We start from the raw sequence: 25618 nt of genomic DNA on the forward strand, positions 1-25618 counted from the left end.
GGCGCGCGGAATCGTCCTAGAAGGGCGGCTTCGCAACTTTGTCGCGTGCGCTTCCGCGTGCCGTAGCCTCGATCATCATGCCCACGATATCATCCAACAAGCCCTATCGCGTCGGCCGTTCCCGCACCGGCCTCGGCCTCTTCGCCACCAAGCCGATCAAGAAGGGTGACAAGATCATCCGCTATTTCGGCCCGATCCTGGACTCGAAAAAGAAGGATGAGGACGAGATCGAGAACAAGTATCTGTTCGAGCTCACCAACCGCTGGACCATCGACGGCTCGATCCGCGAGAACATCGCCCGCTACATCAACCATTCGTGCCGGCCGAACGCGGAGTCCGACGTTCGCCCGCGCAAGCGCAAGGTGTTCATCCGCGCCATCAAGAACATCGAGCCGGGCGACGAGATCAACTACGACTACGGCACCGATTATTTCAAAGCCTATCTGAAGCCGATCGGCTGCAAGTGCGATTCCTGCGAGCGGAAGCGCAAGAAGCAGCGCGCCGAGGCGCGGGCAGAGCGGCAGCGGCTGAAGGAGAAGGCCGAGCGCAAGGCGCAGCGGAAGGCCGAGAAGCTCGCCAAGGAACGGGCCAAGGAGCGCGCCAAGGCACGGGCAAAGGCGAAGAGCAACGGTGCCAAAACCAATGGCGTCAAGACCAACGGCGTCAAGGCCAATGGCAAGATGCTGAACGGCAAGCACCTCAACGGCTACAGCCTGACCAAGGCATCAGGCAAGGCTTCGAAGCGGGCGTCGGCGCGGACGCTGCACGCCTAATCAAGCCCGATCTCGTCGGGCGGGCGTGGCGCCTTGCGCAGCCGAATTCCACGGATCGACCCCAGTCACAACGCTCGCGCCGGGCGCGCGGGCCGCGGCAGGTAGGCACATTCGGCGAGCGTCGTTCCGTCGAGCTCGCGCATGAACGCCTCGCGCGCCGCCGCGAGCCTTGCCTTGAGCCGGCAGCGCGGCAACAGCACGCAGTCGCCGCCATCGCTCCTGAAGCATTCGACCAGCGCGCTGTCGCCTTCCAGCGCGCGCACCACCGCGCCCAGCGTGATCGCCTCGGGCCGCCGCGCCAGCGCGAAACCGCCGCCGACACCGCGCTGGGTCGTGATGAAGCCGGCATCGGCGAGGTCGCGCACCACCTTGGCGAGGTGATTGCGGGAAATGCCGAACTCGGCCGCGATCTCGCTGGTGGCAAACGATCGGTCCGGCTCGCCGGCCAGCCGCATCAGCGCGCGCAGGGCAAAATCGGTGAACGACGTCAGGCGCATGGTAGCCCCTCGCAATTCGAACTTGGCGGATCTGCTATAGCGTGCTAAATAGGTATTTGAAATACCTATTTATGGAGACCACGATGGCGGAGGCAGAGCGCCGCGAGCAGATCACGGCCGGCATCATCGAGCGGACCGGCATCACCGAGGATGTCATCGAGCGCCTGGTGCACGGCTTCTACGCAAAAGTCCGCAGCGACCCGATCCTCGCGCCGGTGTTCGAGGCCAGGATCAGCGATTGGGCGCCGCATCTGGCGCAAATGTGCGCGTTCTGGTCGTCGGTCGCGCTGATGACCGGGCGCTATCACGGCACGCCGATGGTCAAGCATATGAAGCTGCCGATCGACGCCGCTCATTTCGACCGCTGGCTCGCGCTGTTCGAGGCGACCGCGCAAGAGCTGTGCTCGCCGGTAGCTGCCACGCATTTCGTCGAGCGCGCCCGCCGCATCGCCTCAAGCCTCGAAATGGGCGTCGCCACCGGGCAGGGCGTGATGCTGGGCGTGGGCGAGAGGTTTCGGAGGAACGCGAGCGGGGCGACAGGGTAATGCTCTATCCCCGTCATTGCGAGGAGCCAACGGGTCGCGCGAACGCGCGCCCGATGACAGGCTCCGCGACGAAGCAATCCATCTCTCCCCGAGTCGAGGAATGGATTGCTTCGCTTCGCTCGCAATGACGTTGTGAGAGCGTTACGCCGTCACCACACCCTCGCTCCGGCGCATGCCGGCATATTGCAGCTCGGCCAACACGCCGGTGGCGATCGCCTGCGCCATGATCACGATGATGCCGAGCAGATTCGGCGACACCGCGCCCGAGAACAGCAGTGCGATGCTGGCAAGCGTCCAGGCCGCGTTGCCCACGATCACGAGCAGCACCAGCGGCTTCGGCACCGCGGCGCGCGCGCCGAGCCAGCCGACCAGCGCGGCGTAGGCAACCAGGAACAGGCCGGTCTCGCGCAACAGCGCCTCCGGCAGGTTGAGGAACGATGCCAGCGGGCCGGCGTCGAGCACCATGGCAGCAGCGGACACGCCGCTGAAGACAGCGTCGGCAATGAAAGCGCGGCGCAGCAGCTGGGATGAGTGGATCATGGCAGGGTCTCCTAGGGGATGGGTTGTCAGCGGAACCAGGACTGCAGCAGGCGCTGCAGGCGGAGCGGACACAGTGCCCGGCCGACCCGCATCTCCACCGCGTAGACCTGCGCGAACACGAACACGCTGGTCGCGTGCACGAGCGGCTGGGGCATGTTCAGCGAACGTGCGACCAGCCAGGTGGCCAGATGGGTCAGCCACGGGATCAGGACGGCGAAGCTTCGGACGAGGGTCAGCATCAGCATGGTCATCTCCTGTGCCGCTGAAGATGACCGGCCGCGCGCACCAATTCGATTACCTCAGGCGTAAGAAAAAGCGCCCCGAGCAGGCCCGGTTGCAACAGCGCGCCACTCTGTGACCGTTCCGTGCCGCCCGCTACGGTTCAATTCTTTCCGACAACCAGTTTAAGCGCGGCGGCAATTCCTGTCGCGATGACGAGGATCACGGTCATGCCGATCATGCCGGCGTTGAAGGAGCCTGTCGCGTCCTTGAGGAAGCCGACCATGTAGGGGCCGACGAAGCCGCCGAATGCGCCGACGGAGTTGATGAACGCGATGCCTCCGGCGGCCGCGGCTCCGGTCAGGAAGCTTTGCGGGATCGTATAGAACACCGTTCGCGCCGAGATCGTGCCCACCAGCGCCAGCGTCAGGCAGGCCAGCGCCGGAACCAGCGAGGTGAACGCGACGGAGAGCGCAAGGCCCAGCGCGCCGAGGATCAGCGCGGCCATGAGGTTGTAGATCTTCTGCCCGTTCCGATCGACCAGGCGCGCCCATAGCAGCATGCCGATTGTCGCGAACAGGTACGGAACGGCCGAAAGCCACCCGACTTCCATGTTGGAGAGCCCATGGCCCTTGAGAATCAGAGGCAGCCAGATGCCGATGCCGTAGGAGCCGATCGTGAAGGCGAAGGTGATCGCGGTGAGCATCAGCACCCGGGTGTCCTTCATGGCGGCCCACAGGTCCTTCTTGGGCTTGTCATGCTTGTCGCCGGCAAGCGCGGACAGCAGCGCATGGCGCTCCGGTGGCGTGAGCCACCGGGCCTGCTCCGGGGTGTCAGCGAGCAGGACGAGACAGAGAACCCCGAGCACGCAGGCCGGAAGGCCTTCGATCAGAAACATCCATTGCCAGCCAGCGAGTCCCCAGAAGCCGTCCATCCCGAGCAGGGCGGCCGAGATCGGACCGCCGAGCAGCGAGGAGAGCGGCGTCGCGGCCATGAACAGGGCCAGCACGCTGGTGCGGTGCCTTTCGGGAAACCAGATCGAGATGTACCAGATCACGCCGGGGAAGAATCCGGCCTCGAAAACACCGAGGAGGAAACGGATCAGGTAGAAGCTGTACGGTCCCGTCGCGAATGCGGTCGCCGCGGCGGCGACCCCCCAGGTGATCATGATGCGGGCCAGCCAGCGCCGCGCGCCGAACCGGTACATCATCATGTTGCTGGGAACCTCCAGCAGGCAGTAGCTGAAGAACAGGATGCCGGCGCCCCAGCCGAATTGCGTGGCGCTGAGGCCAATGTCCTTGTTCATTTGCAGCGCAGCAAAGCCGACGCTGGTGCGGTCGAGGTAGTTGAAGAGATAGGCGAGGCCGAGAAGCGGGACCAGGCGCCAGGTATTCTTGGAAATGGCGCGTGCGACGAGCCCGGCATCCGGGCTGCCTTCCGTCAACGATCCGTTGGCCGTGATCTCGGTCATACGCCGATCCTCCCCTTGCTTTTTGGCCGGTTTCCGCGACGGGTTCCGGCTGTGTTAGGTTCAGACATGCCAGACCGGATGGACAACGGTCCAATCGCTAATGTTCAAGAACCGATAACCGGGAGGAAGAAGTGGACCTTCGCGACCTCACTTATTTCGAGGTGATTGCCGATCTGGGGCATATGGGCCGGGCCGCCGACAAGCTTGGCCGCACCCAGCCCGCCCTGACCAAATGCATCCAGCGTCTCGAGGAAGCGGTGGGGGCGGATCTGTTCGAACGGACGGGGCGCGGGATCGCTCTCACGCGTGTCGGCGAGGTGCTGTTGGCGCGCGCGCGGCGCATGCGCGAGGCGATGGAGGAATCGCTGCGCGAGGTCACCGATTTTGCCGCCGGCACCGCCGGCCGGGTCGGCATCGGCTGCGGCGCGACGATGGGCGAGTACCTGCTGCCCCAGATCTGCCGCGCCATCATCGCCGACGCGCCCGGCCTTGCGATCGAGGTGCAGATCGGAATGAGCGGCGTCGTCAGGGCGGCGCTTCGCGAGCGGACCCTCGACCTTGCGATCGGCCCGATCCTGCCGTCCGACGAGCAGGAGTTCACTCACGAGGTCTTCGGCATCGACGACGTCGTCGTGGTCGCGGCCAAGGACCATCCGCTTTGCGGCCGGCGGCTCGCCATCGAGGATCTGGTCGCTTCGAAATGGGTGCTGCCGGCCCGCACCGTCGCGATGCGCCAGTGGCTCGACAATGTCTTCGAGGCGCACGGCCTGCCGCCGCCCAATGTCCAGATCGAGACCAATTCGATCACGACGTTGCCGAAGCTGATTGCCGATACGGCGCTGCTCAGCTTCACGTCGACGCGCAACCTGCATCCGCTTCGATTGGGCAGCCAGCTCGACCGGCTGATGATCGACACCACCACGATGCGGCGGCCGCTCGGCTTCGTCACCCGCCGCGACGGCTATTTGTCGCCCGCCGCGCAGCGGGTCGTTGGCCTGCTCAAAGCCAGGGGGCGCGATTTCTTCGAACAGGTCGCGCTGCCGGGCATGACGGATGGCGCGGCAGCCATGCCCTCCATCGTGGTCAACCGGGCAGAGCGAGCGCATAAACGCGCGCGGCAGTCCCACTGAACAGGTTCATGCGGTCGCTGGTGCTGGCGTGGCGCGTCAGGCGCTTGAACGCGTTCCACACCGAGCCGTAGCCATAGGACCCCTTGTCGACCGGAAAATTGCTCTCGAACATGCAGCGCTGCGTGCCGAAGGCCTCGATGCAAAGCTCGATGTAGGGACGCCAGGCCGCGGCGAGGACTGCCGATGGCGGCGGGACGTCCCGCGTCTCGAAGCCGAATCCGTTGATGCGCATGCCGAGACCGCCGAGCTTGATGCAGACATTCTCGCACCGCGCGAGAGCGCGGATCGCGCGCGACCATTCCGCGAAGATGTCGTCGCGCCGATCCCGGTAGGCGCCGATCCCAACGATTCCGCCGAGATGATCGAGCACGATCGTCGTCTGCGGGAATGCGCGGGCGAGTTCGGTCAGCTCGCCGATTTGCGGGTGGAACAGCCAGGCGTCGAACACGAGTCCCAATGGCGCCAGCCGCGCAAAGCCGGCGCGAAACGCGCCGTCGCCGAGCAGGCCGGGCGGGCCGGCGCTCAGCGGATTCATCAAGCTTCGGTCGGCATCCCACACGGTGATGTGCCGGATGCCGCGGAAGCGGCCGGGCGCGGCGGCGATGTGGGCCTCTAGCACCGGCGCCACCGCGTCGCCGAGACGCAGATCGGCATGACCGACGATCCCGGCGCAGAGGCGCCGCGGGCCGTAATGGCCGCTCGCGCTCATCGCCCCGACACCATTGACGAACTCGGTCTCGCCGACGACGCGCATCGCGGCCGGCCCGTCGGAGCGGTACATCGCTTGGCACTGCATGAAGACGCTCGCGGTGACGTGATGGCCGCTGGCGTCGATATCGGCGCGATACTCGTCGAACAGGTATCGCCAGTTCGGCCGGTCCCAGAGATGATGATGGGCATCGATGATCGGCAGCTCGGGATCGAGTGCCGCTTCGACGCCGCGCGCCAGCCAGTCCGGCCGCACGGCGAGATAGTTGCCAGCGCTCGCGGCTTGGGACGTCACTTGGCGAAATCCCGCGGCGCGGGGCCGCTGTAGCGATAGGGGATGCCCGGCGGCATCGGGCCCTTGATCCGGCCGCCCTGCTGCGATTGCTCCCACGCATGGGCCAGGATGCCGACCGAGCGCGAGAGAATGAATAGGCCGCGTCCCAGCGCCGGCGCAAAGCCCAGCTCCGAATAGATCACGGCGGTGGCGCCGTCGATGTTCATCGGGATCTTGCGGCCCTTGCGCTCTTCCATCACCTGTTCGATGCCGCGGCCGATCTCGGCGAAGCGACCGGAGACCACGCCGTTGTTGCGCGCCGCGTCGACGAGCGCGAGCAGCCGGGGCGAGCGGGGATCGATCGGGTGAAAGCGGTGCCCGAACCCCGGCACGATCTTGCCGTGCGCGGCGATGAAAGCGTCGAGGCCCTGCTCGACGGCGGTCTTCAGCGCGATGCCCGCATCCTGACCGCGCGCGATGTCGGCGTACAGCTCCATGCATTGCTCGCCGGCGCCGCCGTGAATGTCGTCGAGCACGTTGATGGCCGAAGCCATCGCGCCATTGAGGGGAAGGCCGCAGGTCACGGCCATCCGTCCGATCGCGATCGACGGCGCCTGCGGACCGTGGTCGACGGCCGCGACCAGCGCGGCCTCCAGCAGCGCGCCCTGCTCGGCGCTTGGCAGATCGCCCTTCAGCATCAGCCATATCATTTGCGGGAACGACACAACGCCGATCAGTTGCTCGATCGGGAAGCCGCGGAAGCGGATCACGCCCGGCTTCATGTCGATGATGTCGGTGGACCACCATTGGGTGGCCTTGTGCAACAGCTCTGTGGCTTGATCGGTCATGGCATCCGTCCTCGATTGTCCGTCAGGTGCTTGAGGTCTCGGCCCGCGCCTTCAGGTCCGGCATCTTGACGGTCTCCTTCACCGTCGGCCGGTTGTCGAAGGCGACGACGCCGCGCGCGCCGAGGGCCTCGATCTCGCCTTCGGCGAAGCCGAGTCGTCGGAGCCATTTCTCGGTGTGCTGGCCGAGGCTGGGTGGCGGCAGGGGCTCCGGATAATCGCTCTCGAGCCGGAAGCCCGGGCGGGTGACGCGCATCGTCTGGCCCCCCGTCACCGTCGCGTTCAGGCTTTCGACGAATTTGCGGCCGGTGATCTGCGCCTCGTTCAGCACCTGCGGCACGCTCAGAACGCATCCCGCCGGAACGCCCTTGGCGTTGAACAGCGTCTCCCATTCGGCGGCGGATTTGGCGGCGAGGGCGGCCTCGAGCTCGCGCTTCAGCGCGACGCGGTAATCCTTGCGCGACTGCCGCTCTCGAAACAGCGGATCGGTCTTCAGCTCCGGCCGTCCGACGATGTCGCAAAGCGCTTCGAACTGCTTCTGTTCGTTGGCCGCGATGTTGAGCGGTCCGCAGCCCGTCGCGAACGTGCCGGATGGAGCCGCCGTGAAATTCTCGTTGCCGATCGGCTGCGGATCGACATTGCCGTTGAGGTGGTTGGAAACGACCCAGCCCATCGCGGCCAGGGTCGATTCGAGCAACGAGACGTCGATCTGCCGGCCGCGCCCGGTCTGCCGCTGCTCGACGAGGGCGGCCGCGATCGCAAACGATGCGGTGAGGCCCGCGATCGTGTCGGCGATCGGAAAGCCGGTCCGCAGCGGCGCGCTTTCGGCATCGCCCGTGACGCTCATGACGCCAGAAAGGCCCTGAACGATCTGGTCGTAAGCGGGCCGGCCCGCCCAGGGGCCGTCCTGTCCGAAGCCCGAGATCGCGCAATAGACGATGCGCGGATTGCGCTTGGCCAGCACCTCGTAGCCGAGCCCCAGCCGTTCCATGACTTTCGGGCGGAAATTCTCCAGCACCACGTCGGCGGTCTCGACGAGGCGCAGGAAGATCTCCTTGCCTTCGTCGGCCTTGAAGTCGATCGCGACGGATTGCTTGTCCGCGTTCACCGCGACGAACGACAGGCCCATGAGGTTCTTCGCCATCGCCGGATCGGCGCCGAGCCGGCGCGCGAGGTCGCCGCCCTTGGGATTCTCGATCTTGATGACCTCGGCGCCGAGCCGCGCGAGCTGATAGCCGCAGAAGGGACCGGCCAGCACGTTGGACAGGTCGAGGATGCGAATGCCGGCGAGGGGCAATGTCATGTGGTGTTCTCCGGATGACGTGTGCGTGAGATCAGACCAGGCCGAGCCAGTGCCACCAGGTCGCGGCACACAGGGCATAGAGCAGACAGGCGACGATGCAGACGATCACGCCGACCTTGGGGAAATCCTCGACGCGGAGCCGGCCGGTGCCATAGACGAGGATGTTCGGCAGCGTGTTGTAGAACATCAGCAGCGGGTAGCCGCCGATGATCATTCCGGCCGGCAGCGCCAGCGCGACCGGGTTGACGCCCGCGGTCGTCGCCATCGCCAGGATGATCGGCAGCAGCGCGGTCGCCATCGCGGTCGTGCCGACGAACATCACGTGCATGAACTGCACGATGAACATCACGACCACGATGACGACCAGCGCCGAGGCCCCGGCGAGGCCAAGGGCGTGGAAGATCGAATTCGCCATCCAGTTGGCGGCGCCGGTCTTCAGCAGGATGTCGCCGAGCGAAACGCCGCCGCCGGCGATCAGCAGCACCTGCCAGGAGACGCCCTTGTTGGCATCGCTCCAGTCCATCACGCCGAAGCGCGGCAGGAACAGCAGGCACGCTCCCGTCAGGCAAACCACCGTCGTGTCGAGTCCGGTGAGGCCCTGCGTCGCCCACAGGCAGGTGACCAGGACGAACACGCTCAGGGCGCGCCATTCGGCGGAAGACGTCGGGCCCATCGCCGCGAGATTTTGCGCGATCCGCGCGGTAGCCTGCTCATGGCCGGCCGCGAATTCCGGCGGGAACACGCGCTGGATGATCCACCAGGTGAACATGGTCATCGCCAGCGCCGGCGGGAATCCGTAGAGCAGCCATTCGGCATAGGTGATGGTATGGCCGCTGGTCTTGGCGACGAACTCGACCGTCACGGGGTTCGGCACCGTCGCCGTCAGCACGCCGGCGCCGATGGTCGCGTTGGTCATCGTCAGCGTGAGCAGCAGGTTGATCGCGAATGGCGAGCGGGCGCCGGCTCCGAAGATCGTCAGGATGCTGAGGCATTCCGGCAGCAGGATTGCCGTACGCGCGGTCGACGACGGAACCAGGAAGGCAAGGGCGATATTGACCAGCGTCACGCCGAGCGTGATCCGCGTCGGCGCGCTGCCGAAGCGCGCCAGGATGATGTAGGTGATGCGCTCGGCCAGCCGGGTCTTCACCATGGCGGTCGCGAGGATGAAGGCGCCGACGATGAGATAGACGGGCGAGGCGGAGAAGCCGTCGAGCGCGGTCCGGAGCGGAGCCGTTCCGGTCAGCACCGCGAGCGGCACCACCATCAGGCTGGCGATCGCGAGCGGGATCGCCTCGGTCAGGTAGAGCACGAAAATGCCGCCAAACAGCGCCAGCGCCTTGTGTCCCTGCAGGGACAGCGTCTCCGGGGTCGGGCTGAGCCAGATGGCGGCGGCGACGACGACGGCGAGGGGAAGGCCGATCGCCTTCAGCGTCGCCTCCAGCGATCGGGGCGCATGCGCGGCGGCCTCCGCATGGGCGTGAGTTGACACGTGTTTCTCCCTGTCGAAGCATGCGGCGATGGATCGGGCCATCACGGTTTTGCAGCCGTGCTTCGCGGTGGGCGTAGCTTGGCCGCCGACCTTGCGTCCAATTGCAAGTTTTCAGGAGACGATAACCCGCGGGAATGTGCGGAGCGGACACAGCGCCCTGCCGATCCGCATCTCCACCACGTAGACCTGCGCGAACACGAACACACGGTGTCGTGCACGAGCGGCTGGGGCATGTTCAGCGAACGTGCGACCAGCCAGGTGGCCAGATGGATCAGCCACGGACCGGCCGCGCGCACCAATTCGATTACCTCAGGCGTAATGGAACGGGCGAAATTCGCGTGGTAGGTTTTGCAGCATGAACGCACATGCATCCACGGCGCGGGCCGAGCCCGCAAAACCCGTCCATATCGGCGCGCATCTGCGCGAATGGCGGCAGCGCCGCCATCTCAGCCAGCTCGACCTCGCGGTCGAGGCCGAGATCTCGGCGCGGCATTTGAGCTTCGTCGAGACCGGCCGCTCGGCGCCGTCGCGCGATATGGTCCTCAAACTGGCGGAGCGATTAGACGTGCCCCTGCGCGAACGCAACGTGCTGCTGGTCGCCGCGGGTTTCGCGCCCGCATTCCCGCAACGCCCGCTGGAGGATCCCGCGCTGAAATCGGCACGCGAGGCGATCAACCTGGTGCTGAAAGCGCACGAGCCGCATCCGGCGCTGGCCTATGACCGGCACTACAATCTGGTCTCCGCCAACCGCATGGTGGCACCGCTGCTGGAGGGCGTGCCGGAGCGGCTGCTCGGCCAACCCTTCAACATCCTGCGGCTGGCCTTCCATCCGGAGGGCCTGGCGCCGCGCACCGTCAATCTGCCGGAATGGGCCGCGCATCTGTTGGAGCGGCTGCACCGGCAATGCGAGGCCACCGCCGATCCGGAATTGCTGAAACTGTACCAGGACCTGAAATCCTATCCGATCCCGGCCCGATCGGCCCCGCTCACTCCCGACAACAATGTCGCGCTTCCGTTCAAGCTGCGGCTTAACGGCGAGGTGCTGAGCTTCATTTCGACCACGATGGTGTTCGGCACGCCGGTCGACATCACGCTGCAGGAACTGGCGCTGGAGACCTTCTTTCCGGCCGACGAACTGACCGCGGAGCGAATGCGGCAGATGGCCGCCAGCATGGGCTGAGCGGCGAAGCCTTTGCAGCGGAGGCGGCATCGCTGCATAATCCGGCCATGGACACGGCACCTAGCCGCGGCACACGACCGCATCCCGTCGGCACCCTCCTGCGCGATTGGCGCGGGCGGCGCGCCATGAGTCAGGCCGATCTTGCCTTCGATGCCGGCATCTCCATCAAGCATCTCAGTTTCGTCGAAACCGGCAAGGCGGTCGCAAGCCGCGAGATCCTGCTGCAGCTCGCTGCTGCGCTCGGCCTATCCTTGCGCGATCGCAACGCGCTGCTCGAGGCCGGCGGCTTTGCGCGACAATATGGCGAGCGGGATTTGTCGGCGCCCGACATCGCCGGCGCGCGGCGGGCGATCGACCTGCTGCTGCGCCGGCACGAGCCATTCCCCGCCATCGTCACCGACCGGCAATGGAATGTGATCGAGGCGAACCGCGCGGCGACGCGGCTGATGACGATGCTGCTGGGCCCGGTGCGGATGCAGCGCCCGCTCAACCACATGCGGATGTTCCTGGCGCCGGATGAACTCAGGCCGTTCGTCGAGAACTGGCCGCAGCTCGCCGCGGCGCTGCTGCTGCGGGCGCGGCACGAGGCGATGGCCGCGCCGCTCGACCTTGCGCTGCAATCGACCTGGCGCGAGCTCTTGAAGCTGCCTGATGTATCCGCGCCGCAATTGATCGAGAGCGAGACGCCGGGGCCGCTGTGTGAGGTGCGGCTGCGCAAGGGCGATGTCGGCATCGGCCTGATCGGCACCGTGCTGACGCTCGGCACGCCGCAGGACGTCACGCTGCAGGAGCTGCGCATCGAGATGTTCATGCCGGCCGACAGCGCCACCGAGGCGACGCTGTCGGCGCTGGCCGCTCAGGACGCCTGAGCCTGCGCCGCGCGGCGCTCAAAACTCATCGCCTGCATCACCTCGGCGAACGGGCCGGCACGATCGCTCAACGTCGCCATGGTGAGCCCGGCGCCGCCGGCCCCGACCCGGGTGCGCGAGCGGATCAGGATCCAGTCGCCCTCGGGCGGGCGGAAGAAGTAGAGGCCGATCTCGGGATTGATGAAGGTCCATTCGCGCATGTCGACGATCTGCGCGACGCCGCTGGAGAAATCCGCGGCCTGCACCGCCTGCAGCAGCGGCGTGTTGGCCTCGCCGGCAACCAGCGGCACGTCGAGCCGCATCCAGGCGGCAGCGGGTCCGGGCTTTTCCAACGCGCCTTCGATCAGCCGCACCGAGACGTTCTGAAAATAGCGGCTCCATTTCTGCGCAAAGGCCGGCGGCGGCGTTCCCGCCTCGGGTGCCTTGTCCGCACCTGCCGCAGGCGCGAACGGATCGAGCGGCGTGTCCTGGCCTTGCGCCGCCAGCAGCGCGGTGCAGCGGCCGATCACGGTCTCGCCGTCGAGCAGGCGAACCTGGACCGTCTTGGCCTTGCGGCCATCTCGCAGCACGGCGGTGTCAAGGGCGAAGGCGCGCAGGCCCGCCGGCCGCGACAGGTCGAAGGTGAGGCGGCGGACCGCGAACCCCGAGGTGTCAGCTAGCCGCTCGACCTCGCGCGTCATCAGCGCGGTGGTCGCGCTGCCCTGCAGCATGTCCGGCGACCATGGCCCGCCGGCGTGCTCGGTGGCGCGAAACAGCGGTCCTTCGGGCTGGAAAATGGCGGCCATCGGCGTCTCCATTGGGCTTGGGGCAAGCCGATGTCTAGAAAGCCGGCGGTCGTCCCACAATAACCGCCGAGGTTATGTGATGCGTGACATGCGGCCGCTGGCCTTGTCTTGGCCGGTGAGGGGCTTAACTTCAGGCCTCATTCCGGGAGGACGTCTCATGAGCACGCTGAAACCGCTTCGCCTCGACATCGTCTCCGACGTCGTCTGCCCCTGGTGCTATATCGGCAAGCACCGCATCGAGGACGCGCTGAAGCTCGTGCCTGACGTGCCGGTCGAGGTGCATTGGCGGCCGTTCTTCCTCAACAATTGGGTGCCGCGCGAGGGCATTAGCCGGGAGGAATATCTCACCGCCAAGTTCGGCTCGGTCGATGCCTACAAGGGTATCGCGGGCCGCGTGGTCGCGGCTGCCAATGAGGAGGGGCTCAGCTATCGCCCCGAGTTGGTCAAGCGCCAGCCCAACACCATCGATTGCCACCGCCTGATCCACTGGGCCGAGGCCGAGGGCAAGGCCGCCGAGATGAAGCAGCGGCTGATGGAATTGTATTTCCGCGACGGCGGCGATCTCACCGACAGCAATGTGCTGGTGCAGGCGGCTGAAGATGTCGGGCTCGACGCCGACGACGTGCGCAGGCGCCTCGCCACTGATGAAGACGTCGCCCTCGTTTCGGCGCAGGCCCAGGAAGCCGCCGACAAGGGCATTTCGGGCGTGCCGACCTTCGTGTTCGCGCAGAAATACGCCGTCTCCGGCGCCCAGCCGGCCGAGCAGCTTGCTCGCGCTATCCGCGGGGTCTCCGCCGAGATTAACGCCGAGGCGGCGGAGTAGCCGGCTTGTAATTGTCGAACGCACGCGCGACTATCCGTTTCGGAGACATCAATGAAGATCAAGATCGTTGTGCATGAGGCTGAAGAAGGGGGATTCTGGGCCGAAGTCCCCGCGATCCCCGGCTGCGCCAGCCAGGGCGAGAGCATGGACGAGCTCATGCAGAACCTGCAGGAGGCGATCGAGGGCTGCTTGTCCATCGAGGTCGCGGCGCCGGAGCCGGGCGGTGTAGAACGGATGCTGGAATTGCCGGCATGAAATCCTGCTCCGGCCGAGAGTTTGCCCGGATCATCGAGCGCCACGGTTGGACATTGCTACGCGTAAGCGGGATTCATCACATCTACGGAAAGCCAGGCAGCATTGGTCCCGATCCACGGCAACAAGCCACTAAAGACGGGTCTTTTGCGACATCTGGCGAAGCTTGCCGAAATTCCGGATGAAGATCTCTAGGACGTCGTGATCTGCACCAGATACTCTGAAACCTCCAGCAAAAAACTTGGGGAACCACCATGATCTATGAGCTGCGAACTTACACCGCCCGCCCGGGCACCGTCGGCGAGGTGGTCAAGGCGGCGAGCACGCTGTCGCGCGACATCCGCGGCGACAACTTTGGCAAGCTCGAGGGCTACTGGATCACCGAGATCGGTCCGCTCAACCAGGTGATGCACATGTGGAGCTACGCCGATCTCAACGAACGGACCCGGCTGCGTGCCGAGCTGGCGAAGAATTCGCGCTGGACCGGCGAGTACATTCCGGCGATCCGTCCGTTCCTGGTGCGCCAGGAGGTTCGCTTGCTCAATGCGATCATCCCGCCGGTCGCGCCGGCCACCTCGGGCAACGTCTACGAATTCCGCAACTACCGCGCCAAGCCGCTTGGCGCCTCCAAACAATGGCAGGAGCTGTTCACCGGAGTGATGCCGACGCGCGAGAAATATTCGAAAATCGTCGGCCTCTGGTACACCGACGCCGGGCAGCCGAACGAGGTTTGCCACATCTGGGCCTATCCCGATCTCAACGCCCGCGCCGCCGCACGCGGCGCTGCGATGAAGGATCCGGCCTGGCAGGAATTTCTGGGCAAGGGCACGCAGCTGCTCGAGGAGATGCACTCCACCATTATGCTGCCGGCGCCGCACTCGCCATTGCAGTGAGAGATCAAGCCGACTTTCCGCGCCGGTTGCGGATGAACCCGACGGCACGACGCGCGGCCTCGTAGGCGAGGCCGCGCATCGTCACGGCTGCGTGAATCACAGGCACCAGCGGATCGTGCCGGCGCAGCGGCAGCAGCACGTCGCCGATCGCAAAGCGGCCGCGCCAGATCGGATCGATCATGGGATGGCCGGGCGCTGCCGTGGAATCGGCCGAGGCGATCGCGCCATCGGCGCAGAGATGGCGCGTCAGCTCCAGCGTCAATTGCGCGCCGGGCGAGGATTTTGCGAAGCGCTCGTCGATGCCGATCTTGAAAAAGAAGGCGCGGTCCTGGTGGCGCAGCACGATGCCGCCGGCGACCGGCGTGTCGCCCGCATAAAGCGTGATGATCTCGCAGCGGCCGGCCTCTGCCATCGCCACCGTGGCGCGGCGGATGAAGGCGGCGTCGCCGGGATGCTGGCCGAGCGCGGTGCCGCGCTTGCCCTTCCAGCCGCCGGCTTCCAGCGCAAGGAAGGTCTCCAGCGCGGCCGCGACCTCGTGCGGCGTGCGCGCGACGTCGAAGCGCACCACGCCGTGCTCGGCAAGGCGGTTGCGCTGCCGCCGCAGCTCCTTCAGCCGCTTGGCGCCGAGCGCATCGCGCAGCAATGCGTCGGCATCGCGCGTCGCGTCGAGCTCGGCGCGCTGATAGGCGCTCAGCAGGCGCGGCCGCAGCCCGTCGCGCGCCAGCACCGCGCGGATCGCCGCCATCGCAGCGCCTTCGAGCGACATGGTGCGCAGGATCAGCGCATGCGCGCCGGCATCGCGGGCCTGCTGGAACATTTTTGCGATGGCATGTTCGGCCGCGTCGCGATCGAGCAGCGGCGTGCATAGCGTGCCATAGGGCTCGGCCCCGACCAGCGCGGGCAGGGGAATCTTGTAGATCCGCCGCATCGGGATGACCGGCAGCAGGCCGATCAATTGGCCCGCATCATTGCTGGCGCTCAGTACCGACGCGTCGGTGCGACCGCGGGCGGAGGCATCCACCGCCAATTCCCAATCGGGCTGGTAGTAGCCGTTCGGCTCGATCGCGCGCTCGACCAGCGCCCGCCACGGGCCGACCGGAGCGCCGGCCAGCGGCGGCAGCGCGCGCGCATCCGCGGCATCGCGATCAGATGCTCCGCGGATCATCGCCCGATCAGCAATATCGGCCACGTCACAGTTTCCCCGTGCAGGGCCGTTTCCCGGCCGGCCTGCGTTCGTCACCGTCACGCTAACGGAAAGAAATGGAGAATGCCGTTGGGGCCATCAGGCAATTTGAGCGGTAATGTTAACGATGCGTTCAACGTGGCGGCGCGGCGTTCCCGCGCATCACGAGGCCGCCGCAGCGGCGGGCGGCCTCGTCGTGTGGCCGGATGCGTTACCAGCGATCGTTGCCGACGCCGACACCAACACTGACGCCGGGCGCGCGAATGCCGACGCCGCCGCGCGGACCGTCATCCCAGTCGCGATCGCGATAGACGCGGCGTTCGATGTAGCGTTCGCGCGGCTGGTAGCCGTAGGACTCGCGCACGATGGTGCGGCCGCCGCGGCTGCGATAGCAGCGTCCGTCCTCGTCGCAGATCATGCGAACCTGTTGCACCAGATCGGGGTTGGCATATTCCGTCGAGCTGATGATGTCGGATGCCTTGGCCGCGCTGCCGACGGACAGTGCGCCGACACCTGCGAGAATTGCGATTGCAATCGTCCTCATGTTTCCTCCTCGTAGCGATGCTGCCCGCGCGGGACAAATCAGCGCGAGCGCATTGGTTCCGAGAGTTCCCTGGGTTCCGTGCGAAGCGCGTGAATTGTATCGAAGCCACGGCCGCGCAAATGCCGGCCACGGCAATTGCAAATCAGTCGTTGGATGACCGTTTGAAGCGCATGAGAGCGCGGACCGGTTGCAAACGGATGGCACGTTGTGCGCTCTGCGCATCCGCGTTGTTGTATCCGCCGTGCTCCAAACTTGCCGCAGCTAGACCGGCTCGAAAGTTTCCGTCAGGCAATTGTCATCTTCGCCGGCGAGGCGGCGGTCGAAGATCGTGGTGGTGTTGAAGAACACGCGATAGGTCTGGGTGCCGAGCGGCTTGCCGATCACCGAGGTCAGCTCGGCGCGGACGCAGGCGGTCCAGCCGGTGCTGCGCGGATCGTGCACCGGCGCGGAGACCCGCACATGGGTCGGCTGCGAGCCGGCGGTGAACACCGAATCGAGCTTGCCCGCGACCAGTTGCTTGACGTTGGGAGGTGCTTCGAGCGGCGCCGGCTCGGTCGCCTTGACCTTCAAGATCTCCGGCCACACCGCGTGGCTGTCGGCCAGCCCGCAGCCGCCCAGCACAAGCGTCGCGCCCGCCAGCAACGCTGCGGTTGAAATAAGTCCCTGTCCCATGGAATTGATTTAATATGCCGCCGCCCAGATTGCGCCCCCCTGGTGGGATTGAATTTGCGTGATCAATGATGTCGGGACGCGCTAGCATCAGCGGCGTGTTGCCGGATGTTGCTGCGGCCGGGCGGGGAGAGGGGACTGAGATGAAGAACAGCATGACGGTGGCGGCCGTGGTTCTGGCGCTGATCGCGACGCCTGTGCTGGCCCAGGGGCGCCGCGGCGGGGGTGGGGGACAGGACAAGGCGGCCGACACCAAGCCGAAGGTCGACGAGAAGGCCTATAAGGCCGCGCTCGACCGGATTCCCGAGCCGAAGGAAAAATACGATCCCTGGGGCGTGACCAAGCCGGCCGATGCCGCCAAGAAGCCGAAGTGAGCGGCGCTGTCATCCCTGCGACAATTCGACCGCTGACCCTGTGTGACCAGCGCCACAGATTTGCGGCGTCCGCCTGAACCTGCGCCCCGAGCCATCAGACCCATCTCCGACATCACTGCCGGAGGTCGCCATGCTTGCTCGCTCGCTGCTCAGTCTGATCCTTCCGGCCGCAATTCTGCTCGGTGGCGGCCCGGCCCTCGCCGAGAGCCGCTTGGCGCTGGTGATCGGGCAATCGGCCTACAAGTCGGTGCCGGCGCTGCCCAATCCCGCCAATGATGCCAAGGCGATGTCACAATTGCTGACCGACGCCGGGTTTGCGGTGACCTCGGCGTCGGACCTGTCGCAGGACGAGATGCGGGCCAGGATCAGCGACTTCGCCGGCCAGGTCGCCGCCAAGGGCGCCGACACCGTGGCGCTGGTGTTTTACGCCGGCCACGGCTTGCAGATCGACGGCGAGAACTATCTGGTGCCGGTCGATGTCGACCCGAAGCGCGAGGCCGACATTCCGATCCAGGCGGTCCGCCTCAACGATATTCTGAACACGCTGACCTCGGTGCCGAGCCGGATGCGCATCCTCTTGCTCGATGCCTGCCGCAACAACCCGTTCCCCGAGCTCAACAAGACCGCGGGCCACGGCCTTGCCATCGTCGATGCCAAGGTCGGCTCGCCCGGCACCTTCGTGTCGTTCTCGACCTCGCCGGGCGCCGAAGCCGAGGATGGCAGCGGCTCCAATAGCCCATACACCACGGCCCTGCTCGCCACGGCGAAGCAGCCGGGCATTGCGATCGAGGACACCTTCAAGCGGGTCCGCCTTGCCGTGAACAAGGCGACCGACGGCCGCCAGACGCCGTGGGATTCTTCTTCGCTGACCGAGGATTTTCGCTTCATCGCCGGCCCGGCAGCGGCGCCGGCGCAGGCGCAGGCATCCGCGGCCGAGCCGAAGCCGGCCGCGGCCAGGCGCAGTGTCGACGACTGGAAACGCGAAATGCAGGGCAAGCCGATCGAGGACGCCAACGAGCTGATGGTGGCCGACGGCAGCGATGAATCCTATGAGGCCTTCGCCACCCTGTTTGCCGGCACCAAGCGCGGGTTGCAGGCACGCGACTGGCTTGACCGGCATCGCCGCATGGTGGCGTGGAATAACGCCGTGCTCGCCAACACCGCGGCGGCCTACAATCTCTTCCTCGCGCAATATCCCGACAGCGATCTCACCGCGACCGCGCGCAAGCTGGTCGAGCGGCTGCGCTATCGTCCCGAGACCCGGCCGGTTATTGCCAGCGTGCCGCCGACCAATGTCGCGCTGGCTGGGCCGACCTGTCCCTGCAACGCCGCGCCGCCGCAGCCGAAGAAGGTTGATGCGCCCGCCAAGAAGCGCGTGGTCGAGCCTGATCCGCCGCCGCGCCGCACCGCCACGCGGCGTCCGCCGCGTGTCGTGGTCGAGGACGAGGTCGTGGTCGAGCGCCGTCCGCCGCCGCGCGTGGTCTACGAGCCGGTGGGACCGCCGATCGGCATCGGGATCGGCATTGGCCTCGGCGGCGGCGGTTTTCGCGGCGGCCATCATGGCGGCGACAATTATCGCGGGGGTAGATACTAGGGCTGCGATCGCGTAAATCCTTCACTCGTGATGCGGTGCAGCTGGAATGATCGCATCGGGTGGAGGATGCGATGCGATCGCTGGTTCGCCTGCTCGCTGTGCTGCTGCTGTGCGCGGAGCCCGCGCTCGCCTGGGAATATTGGGGCGGCGACCGCGAAGGCACGCGCTTCTCGCCGCTGAATCAGATCACCCCTGACAATGTCGGCACGCTGGTGCGTGCCTGGGATTTCCGCACCGGCGATCTCGATGCGCGCGCCCCCGAGCTTATGAAGCGCACCAAGTTCGAGGCGACGCCGCTGTTCGTCGAGGACAGCCTGATCTTCTGCACGCCGTTCAACGAGGTGATCGCGCTCGATCCCGGCACCGGCGCGCAGAAATGGCGCTACGATCCCAAAATCTCGACCGCGCAGCGCCCGGCGAACCGCTATGTCTGCCGCGGCGTCGCTTATTGGGTCGACGATCGCGCGGCGGAAGGCGCCGCGTGCCGCTCGCGGATCTTCACCGGCACTAACGACGTGCGCCTGATCGCGCTCGATGCCAGGACCGGAAAGCCATGCGCCGATTTCGGCAACGGCGGCGAGATCCGGATCGACGCGGGGATGAAGCTGGAATGGCCCGGCGAATTCCAGATCACCTCGGCGCCGGTGACCGGCCGCGGCGTCGTGGTGGTGGGCTCGGCAATCGCCGACAATCGCAGGGTCGATGCGCCGCTCGGCGCGGTGCGCGCCTATGATGCGCGGACCGGCGAAAAGCGCTGGAGCTTCGATCCGCTCGTGCATGACGGGATCAGCGCCGGCCACAGCAATGTCTGGGCGCCGATGTCGGTGGACGAGGCGCGCGGGCTGGTGTTCTTGCCGACGACATCGCCGAGCCCGGACTTCTGGGGCGGCCAGCGCCCCGGCAACAACGAGCACGCCAATTCCGTGGTGGCGCTGCGGATCGAGAGCGGCGCGCTGGCGTGGGCGTTCCAGACCGTGCATCACGACGTCTGGGACTACGACCTGCCGGCGCAGCCGACCTTGGCGCGGATCGACACCGGCGCGGGCATGCGCGACGTCGTGATCCAGCCGACCAAGCAAGGCTTTGTGTTCGTGCTCGACCGCGACACCGGCAAGCCGGTGTGGCCGGTCGAGGAGCGCGCGGTGCCGCAGAGCGGCGCCGAGGGCGAAAAGCTGTCGCCGACGCAGCCGTTTCCGACCCATGTGCCGCCGCTGCTGACGCAGCGCATCCGCGCGACTGATGCGGCCGGCATGCCGGGCTTCGAGCGCCCGGCCTGCGAGACGCTGTTCGGACAGTCTAGCAATGACGGCCTCTACACGCCGCCGTCGACGCGCGGCACCGTGATCTATCCGATGACCGGCGGCGGCGTGAACTGGGGCAGCGCGGCGTTCGATCCGGTCAACCAGATCCTCTACGCCAATGTCAGCCACGCCGTGCAGATCGTCACGCTGATCCCGCGCGACCAGGCCAAGGGCTTCAATCCGCCGCCGGGCCATGATTTCGGCCGCCAGGAGGGCACGCCGTTTGCGATGACGCGGGCAGTGGCGAAGTCGCCGCTCGGCTCGCTTTGCAACCAGCCGCCCTGGGGCGAGACGGTGGCGGTCGACCTGAAGGCCGGCAAGATCCTCTGGCATTCGACCGTCGGCACCAGCGAGGATCTGGCGCCGCTCGGCATCGCGCTCCGCACCGGCACGCCGCTGGTCAATGGCGTTGCGATCACCGCGGGCGGGCTGGTGTTCACCGGCGCGATGGACGCCTATCTGCGCGCGTTCGATGCCAGATCCGGCCGCGAGCTGTGGCTCGGCCGGCTGCCGGTGCCGGGCGTCGCCAACCCCATGACCTATCTCTGGAAGGGCGAGCAGTATGTCGCGATCGGCGCCGGCGGCCATTCCGAGGCCGGCACCTCGATCGGCGACAGCGTGGTGGCATTCCGCCTGCCGCGCGCGGGCGAGGGCGCCTCGCTGTGGTCGCGCATCATCGACCGTCCCGGCGGGCGGTTCACCGTCAAGGCGGTCGCCGCGGGTCTCGTGGTCGTCGTCCTCGTTGCGTTGTTGTGGCGCTGGCGGCGGCGCCGTCGCATGCGATCCGCCTAGCAGAACGCCCCGCCGCAGGGGCGTCCTGTCAAAATGCCGAAAAACAACCCATGCAAAGTAGCCGCGGCTGCCGGCGTTCGACATGGCGGCTGTCCGTAGCGGGTGAAGATGTCGTGTTTTTGTAGCTCGTAATCTGTCGCCTTCGTTATGGAGTTTTGGGCGCCCGCGGAAGGCGTGGACGGGAGCGCCGGGTTTGTCATGCCATGGATAGAGCGGTCTGGTCAGCCCTGCGGGCGGGTTTCTTTGTTCGATTTGAAGCCCGTTTCTCCGTCCCGACCCGCGCTTTCTCGACGGCGGCGCGCGCAGGAGCGGTCAAGGACGCGCGCTTGCGCGCCCGCCAGGGCTTGTCCTTGACGGCTCCGAGCACGCTGCCAGGCTGAGGCGCGTCGGGGCTGATCTGCTGTCCGTTGGCGCTAAACCTCGCCAATCGATGCGGGCCGAGGAACACGCTGACGGTGCCATCGGGATACTCATGCACCCGCACCAGGGCCCTGACGAAGTGAGGCCTCAGCCGGCTCTCCGGCAACTGCAGCCGGCGACCTTTCCATGCGACGGTATTGTCGTTGGCGACGGTTCGCTCCTCGATCACGCACAGCGCCTCGCGCCAGGCCTCGTGGCGGTCGGCAACGAAGGCGGTGCCTTGCTGTTCGGCCTTGATCGCAAATGCGGCGTTGTGTTCGGCGATGTAATGCGCCTTCAACCACGCATTGGCGGCTTCGACCGTCTTGATCCCGGCGAGCCGCAGCTCCTTTGGCAGGCGGTCCTGCAGCGTGCCAAACAGCCGCTCGGAGCGTCCCCGCGCCTGCGGCGAATAGGCCGCGATATGCTCGATCCCAAGATGCGACAAAGCCCGTCCCACCTGGGTTTGTTGCGTCTTCGAGACCTTCTCGCCAGCCTTCGGGGTAAGGAAATAATGGCTGCCGCGATCGGTGTAGAGCGCACAGAACAAGCCACGCTCGCCAATCACCTCGCGCAGGGCCAGGAACGTCGAGGCCGTGCCTTCTTCCTCGACCAGCAGCATCGAGTAGACTTCGCTGGTCGCATCGTCCATCGTCACGATCAGGTCCATCGCCGGCAGATCCTCGATCCAGACGTGGCGCGACCCGTCCTGGTGCAGCAGCATCCCCGGCAGCGGCCGGCGTGGGCGTTTCTTACGGTGCGCCGAACGCTTCGGCGCCTTCCGTACCAGGCCCGCCGCCTGCAGGGCGAGCTTCGTCACCGTATAGCCCAGCACATAGTCATGCCGCTTTTGCAGCTGCTCGTGGAAGTGCTTCACCGTGAAGTCCGCGTATTTGTCGCGGAACAGTCCCAGCATCCGCTCCAGCTCTTCCTCCGGCGCCCGCCGTGGCGATCGCCGTCCCATGCGTCGGTCGACCAGCCCGTCATCGCCCTCCGCCTCGTAACGCTCCGCCCAGCGTTGGAAGGTCCGAACACTGACCCCGAGAAGCTCCGCAGCGCCCTCCTGCGTCAGTTCCCTCGCCTCCGTCCGTTCCAGCAAATCTGAAAACCGCATCCGTCGTACACCCTCGTGAATGGATGCCGTGCCCATCGTGCCCCCTTTGTCCCGGGGCACCAAAAACACGACACTTCACGAGCTACAAACAGGCGACAGATCACGAGCTACTGACATGGTCGATCAGGCCGCTTGACACGTCGGGCAACTCAGGGATAATCTTCCAATATTCCGAAATCGCGCAGACCGCTGGAGCGTCGTCCCGTCATCCCCGCGCAAAGGCTTTGCCTTTGTCGCCGGAGGTGTGAGCCTTGCAGCGCAGCTGCGCTGCCGGGCGAGCCTCGAAGGATGAATCGACCACCAGCCGGGCCGTCAACCCTTCGAGGGCCGCTGAAGAAGCGGCCACCTCAGGGTGACGGTGATGGTTTGCTCAGCTTGCTCGGTGTCATCACCCGGCTTGACCGGGTGATCCAGTATTCCAGAGACGCCAGTGATAGAAGCGAGAGGCCGCGGCGTACTGGATCGCCCGGTCCATGTGCGCAATTGCGCACAGGCCGGGCGATGACAACGGTAGATGAGGACAAAGCTTCACAATCTCTCAGGGTGACGGTGATGGCAGCGTCGTTCTCCCCAACCCAGTTCCATCATGCGATAGCGCTGCCGCAAGCGGAAAGGGCGATCAAACGCAAATGCCCGGGACAGGCCGGGCATGACGAGATCTCTAGCTGATGCGATGGACGGGCGTCTTACGCCGTCGCCATGTCCGGGAACACCGCCTCGATCTTGGTCTTCAGCGTGGCGGCGTTGAACGGCTTGACGATGTAATTGTTGACGCCGGCCTTCTTGGCCGCGATCACGTTCTCGGTCTTGGATTCCGCCGTGATCATGATGAAGGGCGTGGTGGCGAGGTTGGGATCGGCGCGGACTTCCTTGAGCAGGTCGTAGCCGGTCATCGGCTCCATGTTCCAGTCGGAAATCACCAGGCCGTACTTCTTGCCGCGCATCTTGTTCAGCGCAGCCGAACCGTCGGAGGCGTCGTCGATGTTCTCGAATCCAAGCTGCTTGAGAAGATTCCGGATGATGCGGATCATGGTGCTGTAGTCATCAACCACCAGAACCGGCATGGACAAATCAACCGCCATCTTTTCCCCCAAACCACACTTGCAATTACGCTTCTGCGCGAGCCGCAGCTTTCCCGCAGAGCACTAACAGCTGGCGTTAAACAGCGCGTTAACCGGCAAGAGCCGGATTGTTACGGATTTGACGCGATATTCGCCGCGCTTGACTTATCATCCGCCGCCGCGTCACCGTCCGGCGCGACAATCATGCTTAAGAATCCTTGAAGAATGCCTGAAATGAGCACTGGCTTTACTGTTATCCGCGACAACACCCCCGCAAGCGTCATTCCGAAGGGCGCCGTGGTCGCAATGGGCAATTTCGACGGCGTCCATCTCGGTCACCGCGCCGTGATCGGCGCGGCGCTGGCGATGGGCAAGGCGCACGGCGTGCCGGCGCTGGCGGTGACGTTCGAGCCGCATCCGCGCAAATTCTTCAGCCCGAACACCCCGCAATTCCGCCTCACGGACGAGACCAACAAGCTGCGCCTGCTGGCGGCCACCGGGCTCGCCGGCGCCGTGGTCATGACCTTCGACAAGGCGCGCGCCGGCACCACGGCGCAGGACTTCATTCACCATGACCTGATCGGCCGGCTCGGCATCAGCGGCATCGCGGTCGGCTACGATTTCCATTTCGGCAAGGGCCGGGTCGGCTCGCCGAGCCTCTTGGTCAGCGAGGCGCCGCGGCTCGGCATCGAGGTCGACGTGCAGGCCCATGTCGACATCGCGGAGCGCCCGGTGTCCTCGAGCGCGATCCGCATGGCGCTCGCCGAGGGCGAAATCGCCGATGCCACCGCGATGCTCGGCGGTCCCTGGTTCGTCACCGGCCCCGTGATCCACGGCGAGAAGCGCGGCCGCGATCTCGGCTATCCCACCGCCAATCTCCGCCTCGACAAGCATTGCGGGTTGAAGCACGGCATCTATGCGGTGCGGGTCGGCTTGGGTTCGGAGCGGTTCGACGGTGTCGCGAGCTTCGGCCGCCGCCCGACCTTCGACAACGGCGCGCCGCTGCTCGAAGTGTTCCTGTTCGACTTCAAGGGCGACCTCTACGGCAAGGTGCTCGACGTCGCCTTCATCGGTTTCATTCGCGACGAGCTGAAATTCGACACCATCGAGGCGTTGATACGCCAGATGGATGACGACAGCGCGCGGGCGCGCGCGGCCCTCGCCGCAGCACCTGGCGCGTTCCCACGGCTCGGAGTGATTGATTGAAAACCGAAAAGCAAAAAATGCTGGCGGGCGAGCTCTATTACACCGACGATGAGCTCGCCGCCGATCAGGCCGCGGCCAAGGCATGGATGGCGCGCTACAACGCGGCGCTGGCATCGCCGATCGCCGAACGGCACGCCCTGCTCTGCGAACGTCTCAAGCAGGTCGGCAAGGGTGCGGTGATCCGGCCGCCGTTCTTCTGCGATTACGGCACCAATATCAGCCTCGGCGACGGCGTGTTCCTCAACTTCAATTGCGTGATCCTCGACGTCGTCGAGGTCGTGATCGGCGACCGCACCCAGATCGGGCCGGCGGTGCAGATCTATACCGCCGACCATCCGCGCGACGCCGAGACAAGGCGCACCGGGCTGGAATTCGGCCGCCCGATCCGGATCGGCAGCGACGTCTGGATCGGCGGCGGTGCGATCATCCTACCCGGCGTCACCATCGGCGATGGCGCCCTGGTCGCGGCCGGCAGCGTGGTCACGCGGGACGTCGCCCCCGGCGCGACCGTGGCGGGAAACCCGGCTCGGCCACGGGCTGCCTAGAGCATGATCCGGAAAAGTGTGAAGCGGTTTTCCGAAAAGATCATGCTCAAACAAGAGCTAAAGCGCGATGACGATTCAACCCAATCTCATCGCGCTTTAGCGCGCATCGGCAAGCCATCCACATGAAAGAGGTCATCAACTGAGCGGCCTCGATCGTAGCCGTCGCCGAAATTCAGGAGAAGAAATCAGGCAGATGGTTCACGCCCAGCGTATTTATGTGCTCGACCGCATCTAGCGCGT

At 66.1% G+C, this 25618-nt stretch carries 27 protein-coding genes; 13 read left to right on the forward strand and 14 right to left on the reverse strand.

The annotated features are described in order from the left end of the window. The first annotated feature begins 77 nt into the window (after nt 1-77). On the forward strand, nt 78-773 hold the full coding sequence (locus CI41S_RS34100) for an SET domain-containing protein (RefSeq protein WP_139863397.1): 696 nt from the start codon (nt 78-80) through the stop codon (nt 771-773). Between the two features lie 65 nt (nt 774-838). Here the strand turns inward: CI41S_RS34100 and CI41S_RS34105 are convergent, their stop codons facing one another. Beyond that, nucleotides 839-1270 (reverse strand): RrF2 family transcriptional regulator, encoded by a 432-nt coding sequence (locus CI41S_RS34105; RefSeq protein WP_139863398.1) that lies wholly within the window; start codon nt 1268-1270, stop codon nt 839-841. An 83-nt stretch (nt 1271-1353) separates the two neighbouring features. On the opposite strand from CI41S_RS34105, the gene CI41S_RS34110 reads away from it, so the two are divergent. After that, nucleotides 1354-1815 (forward strand): group III truncated hemoglobin, encoded by a 462-nt coding sequence (locus tag CI41S_RS34110; RefSeq protein ID WP_139863399.1) that lies wholly within the window; start codon nt 1354-1356, stop codon nt 1813-1815. 141 nt (nt 1816-1956) lie between these two features. Here CI41S_RS34110 and CI41S_RS34115 read toward each other — a convergent pair whose 3' ends face one another. From CI41S_RS34115 to CI41S_RS34125, 3 genes are all read right to left on the reverse strand, one after another. Further along, nucleotides 1957-2355: a hypothetical protein gene (locus tag CI41S_RS34115; RefSeq protein WP_139863400.1), complete on the reverse strand. Its 399-nt coding sequence runs from the start codon at nt 2353-2355 to the stop codon at nt 1957-1959. Between the two features lie 26 nt (nt 2356-2381). Next, nucleotides 2382-2606 (reverse strand): hypothetical protein, encoded by a 225-nt coding sequence (locus CI41S_RS34120; RefSeq protein WP_139863401.1) that lies wholly within the window; start codon nt 2604-2606, stop codon nt 2382-2384. Between the two features lie 131 nt (nt 2607-2737). Beyond that, nucleotides 2738-4045: an MFS transporter gene (locus CI41S_RS34125; RefSeq protein WP_139863402.1), complete on the reverse strand. Its 1308-nt coding sequence runs from the start codon at nt 4043-4045 to the stop codon at nt 2738-2740. A gap of 131 nt (nt 4046-4176) precedes the next feature. Between CI41S_RS34125 and CI41S_RS34130 the strand changes: the two genes are divergently transcribed. After that, nucleotides 4177-5175, forward strand: coding sequence for a LysR family transcriptional regulator (locus tag CI41S_RS34130; protein WP_139863403.1), 999 nt, complete (start codon nt 4177-4179; stop codon nt 5173-5175). On the opposite strand, the gene CI41S_RS34135 is transcribed toward CI41S_RS34130, so the two are convergent. From CI41S_RS34135 to CI41S_RS34150, 4 genes are read right to left on the reverse strand one after another with little or no spacing between them, the layout of a single operon-like run. Then, complete coding sequence (locus tag CI41S_RS34135; RefSeq protein ID WP_139863404.1) at nt 5129-6178, reverse strand: amidohydrolase family protein; 1050 nt, start codon at nt 6176-6178, stop codon at nt 5129-5131. The genes CI41S_RS34130 and CI41S_RS34135 overlap by 47 nt on opposite strands. Then, on the reverse strand, nt 6175-7005 hold the full coding sequence (locus CI41S_RS34140) for a citryl-CoA lyase (RefSeq protein ID WP_139863405.1): 831 nt from the start codon (nt 7003-7005) through the stop codon (nt 6175-6177). Before CI41S_RS34140 ends, CI41S_RS34135 begins: the two co-directional genes overlap by 4 nt. A gap of 22 nt (nt 7006-7027) precedes the next feature. Then, on the reverse strand, nt 7028-8305 hold the full coding sequence (locus CI41S_RS34145) for a CaiB/BaiF CoA transferase family protein (protein ID WP_139863406.1): 1278 nt from the start codon (nt 8303-8305) through the stop codon (nt 7028-7030). Nucleotides 8306-8336: 31 nt separating this feature from the next. Beyond that, nucleotides 8337-9794: an SLC13 family permease gene (locus tag CI41S_RS34150; protein WP_244626762.1), complete on the reverse strand. Its 1458-nt coding sequence runs from the start codon at nt 9792-9794 to the stop codon at nt 8337-8339. Nucleotides 9795-10149: 355 nt separating this feature from the next. Here CI41S_RS34150 and CI41S_RS34160 point away from each other — a divergent pair, with 355 nt between their 5' ends. Then, nucleotides 10150-10974, forward strand: coding sequence for a helix-turn-helix domain-containing protein (locus tag CI41S_RS34160; protein ID WP_139484746.1), 825 nt, complete (start codon nt 10150-10152; stop codon nt 10972-10974). A gap of 47 nt (nt 10975-11021) precedes the next feature. Next, on the forward strand, nt 11022-11843 hold the full coding sequence (locus CI41S_RS34165; protein ID WP_139863408.1) for a helix-turn-helix domain-containing protein: 822 nt from the start codon (nt 11022-11024) through the stop codon (nt 11841-11843). Here CI41S_RS34165 and CI41S_RS34170 read toward each other — a convergent pair. After that, a complete protein-coding gene (locus tag CI41S_RS34170; RefSeq protein WP_139863409.1) occupies nt 11831-12628 on the reverse strand; it encodes a thioesterase family protein in 798 nt (265 codons plus the stop codon). The genes CI41S_RS34165 and CI41S_RS34170 overlap by 13 nt on opposite strands. A gap of 157 nt (nt 12629-12785) precedes the next feature. Between CI41S_RS34170 and CI41S_RS34175 the strand changes: the two genes are divergently transcribed. From CI41S_RS34175 to CI41S_RS34190, 3 genes are all read left to right on the forward strand, one after another. Then, entirely contained in the window at nt 12786-13451 is a 666-nt protein-coding gene (locus CI41S_RS34175; RefSeq protein ID WP_139863410.1) for a DsbA family oxidoreductase, read from the forward strand. A gap of 51 nt (nt 13452-13502) precedes the next feature. After that, a complete protein-coding gene (locus CI41S_RS34180; RefSeq protein WP_139863411.1) occupies nt 13503-13706 on the forward strand; it encodes a type II toxin-antitoxin system HicB family antitoxin in 204 nt (67 codons plus the stop codon). 251 nt (nt 13707-13957) lie between these two features. After that, on the forward strand, nt 13958-14596 hold the full coding sequence (locus tag CI41S_RS34190) for an NIPSNAP family protein (protein WP_139863412.1): 639 nt from the start codon (nt 13958-13960) through the stop codon (nt 14594-14596). Nucleotides 14597-14600: 4 nt separating this feature from the next. Here the strand turns inward: CI41S_RS34190 and CI41S_RS34195 are convergent, their stop codons facing one another. The 3 genes from CI41S_RS34195 to CI41S_RS34205 all read right to left on the reverse strand — a co-directional run bounded on the left by CI41S_RS34195 (nt 14601) and on the right by CI41S_RS34205 (nt 16995). Next, nucleotides 14601-15785, reverse strand: a complete 1185-nt coding sequence (locus CI41S_RS34195; RefSeq protein ID WP_139863413.1) for a GNAT family N-acetyltransferase — start codon at nt 15783-15785, stop codon at nt 14601-14603. A 205-nt stretch (nt 15786-15990) separates the two neighbouring features. After that, nucleotides 15991-16323 carry a hypothetical protein gene (locus tag CI41S_RS34200; protein WP_139863414.1) on the reverse strand — a complete coding sequence of 111 codons (333 nt, stop codon included), beginning with the start codon at nt 16321-16323 and terminating at the stop codon, nt 15991-15993. A 261-nt stretch (nt 16324-16584) separates the two neighbouring features. Beyond that, a complete protein-coding gene (locus CI41S_RS34205) occupies nt 16585-16995 on the reverse strand; it encodes a hypothetical protein (protein ID WP_139863415.1) in 411 nt (136 codons plus the stop codon). 140 nt (nt 16996-17135) lie between these two features. On the opposite strand from CI41S_RS34205, the gene CI41S_RS34210 reads away from it, so the two are divergent. The 3 genes from CI41S_RS34210 (at nt 17136) to CI41S_RS34220 (ending at nt 21053) form a co-directional block, all read left to right on the forward strand. Then, nucleotides 17136-17366, forward strand: coding sequence for a hypothetical protein (locus CI41S_RS34210; protein ID WP_244626764.1), 231 nt, complete (start codon nt 17136-17138; stop codon nt 17364-17366). 130 nt (nt 17367-17496) lie between these two features. Further along, the gene (locus tag CI41S_RS34215) at nt 17497-18960 is read left to right on the forward strand and encodes a caspase family protein (protein ID WP_139863416.1); all 1464 of its coding nucleotides are present in this window, start codon (nt 17497-17499) and stop codon (nt 18958-18960) included. 71 nt (nt 18961-19031) lie between these two features. Beyond that, entirely contained in the window at nt 19032-21053 is a 2022-nt protein-coding gene (locus tag CI41S_RS34220) for a pyrroloquinoline quinone-dependent dehydrogenase (protein WP_139863417.1), read from the forward strand. A gap of 196 nt (nt 21054-21249) precedes the next feature. Here the strand turns inward: CI41S_RS34220 and CI41S_RS34225 are convergent, their stop codons facing one another. Beyond that, nucleotides 21250-22566 carry an ISNCY family transposase gene (locus CI41S_RS34225; RefSeq protein ID WP_172628293.1) on the reverse strand — a complete coding sequence of 439 codons (1317 nt, stop codon included), beginning with the start codon at nt 22564-22566 and terminating at the stop codon, nt 21250-21252. A 686-nt stretch (nt 22567-23252) separates the two neighbouring features. After that, nucleotides 23253-23648, reverse strand: a complete 396-nt coding sequence (locus CI41S_RS34230) for a response regulator (RefSeq protein ID WP_016844467.1) — start codon at nt 23646-23648, stop codon at nt 23253-23255. A gap of 213 nt (nt 23649-23861) precedes the next feature. Between CI41S_RS34230 and CI41S_RS34235 the strand changes: the two genes are divergently transcribed. Further along, nucleotides 23862-24833 (forward strand): bifunctional riboflavin kinase/FAD synthetase, encoded by a 972-nt coding sequence (locus CI41S_RS34235; protein ID WP_139863419.1) that lies wholly within the window; start codon nt 23862-23864, stop codon nt 24831-24833. Between the two features lie 17 nt (nt 24834-24850). Beyond that, entirely contained in the window at nt 24851-25378 is a 528-nt protein-coding gene (locus CI41S_RS34240) for a sugar O-acetyltransferase (protein ID WP_139480989.1), read from the forward strand. The last annotated feature ends 240 nt before the right edge of the window (nt 25379-25618 follow it).

The organism is Bradyrhizobium ivorense, assembly GCF_900696085.1.
GTDB classification, from domain to species: domain Bacteria; phylum Pseudomonadota; class Alphaproteobacteria; order Rhizobiales; family Xanthobacteraceae; genus Bradyrhizobium; species Bradyrhizobium ivorense.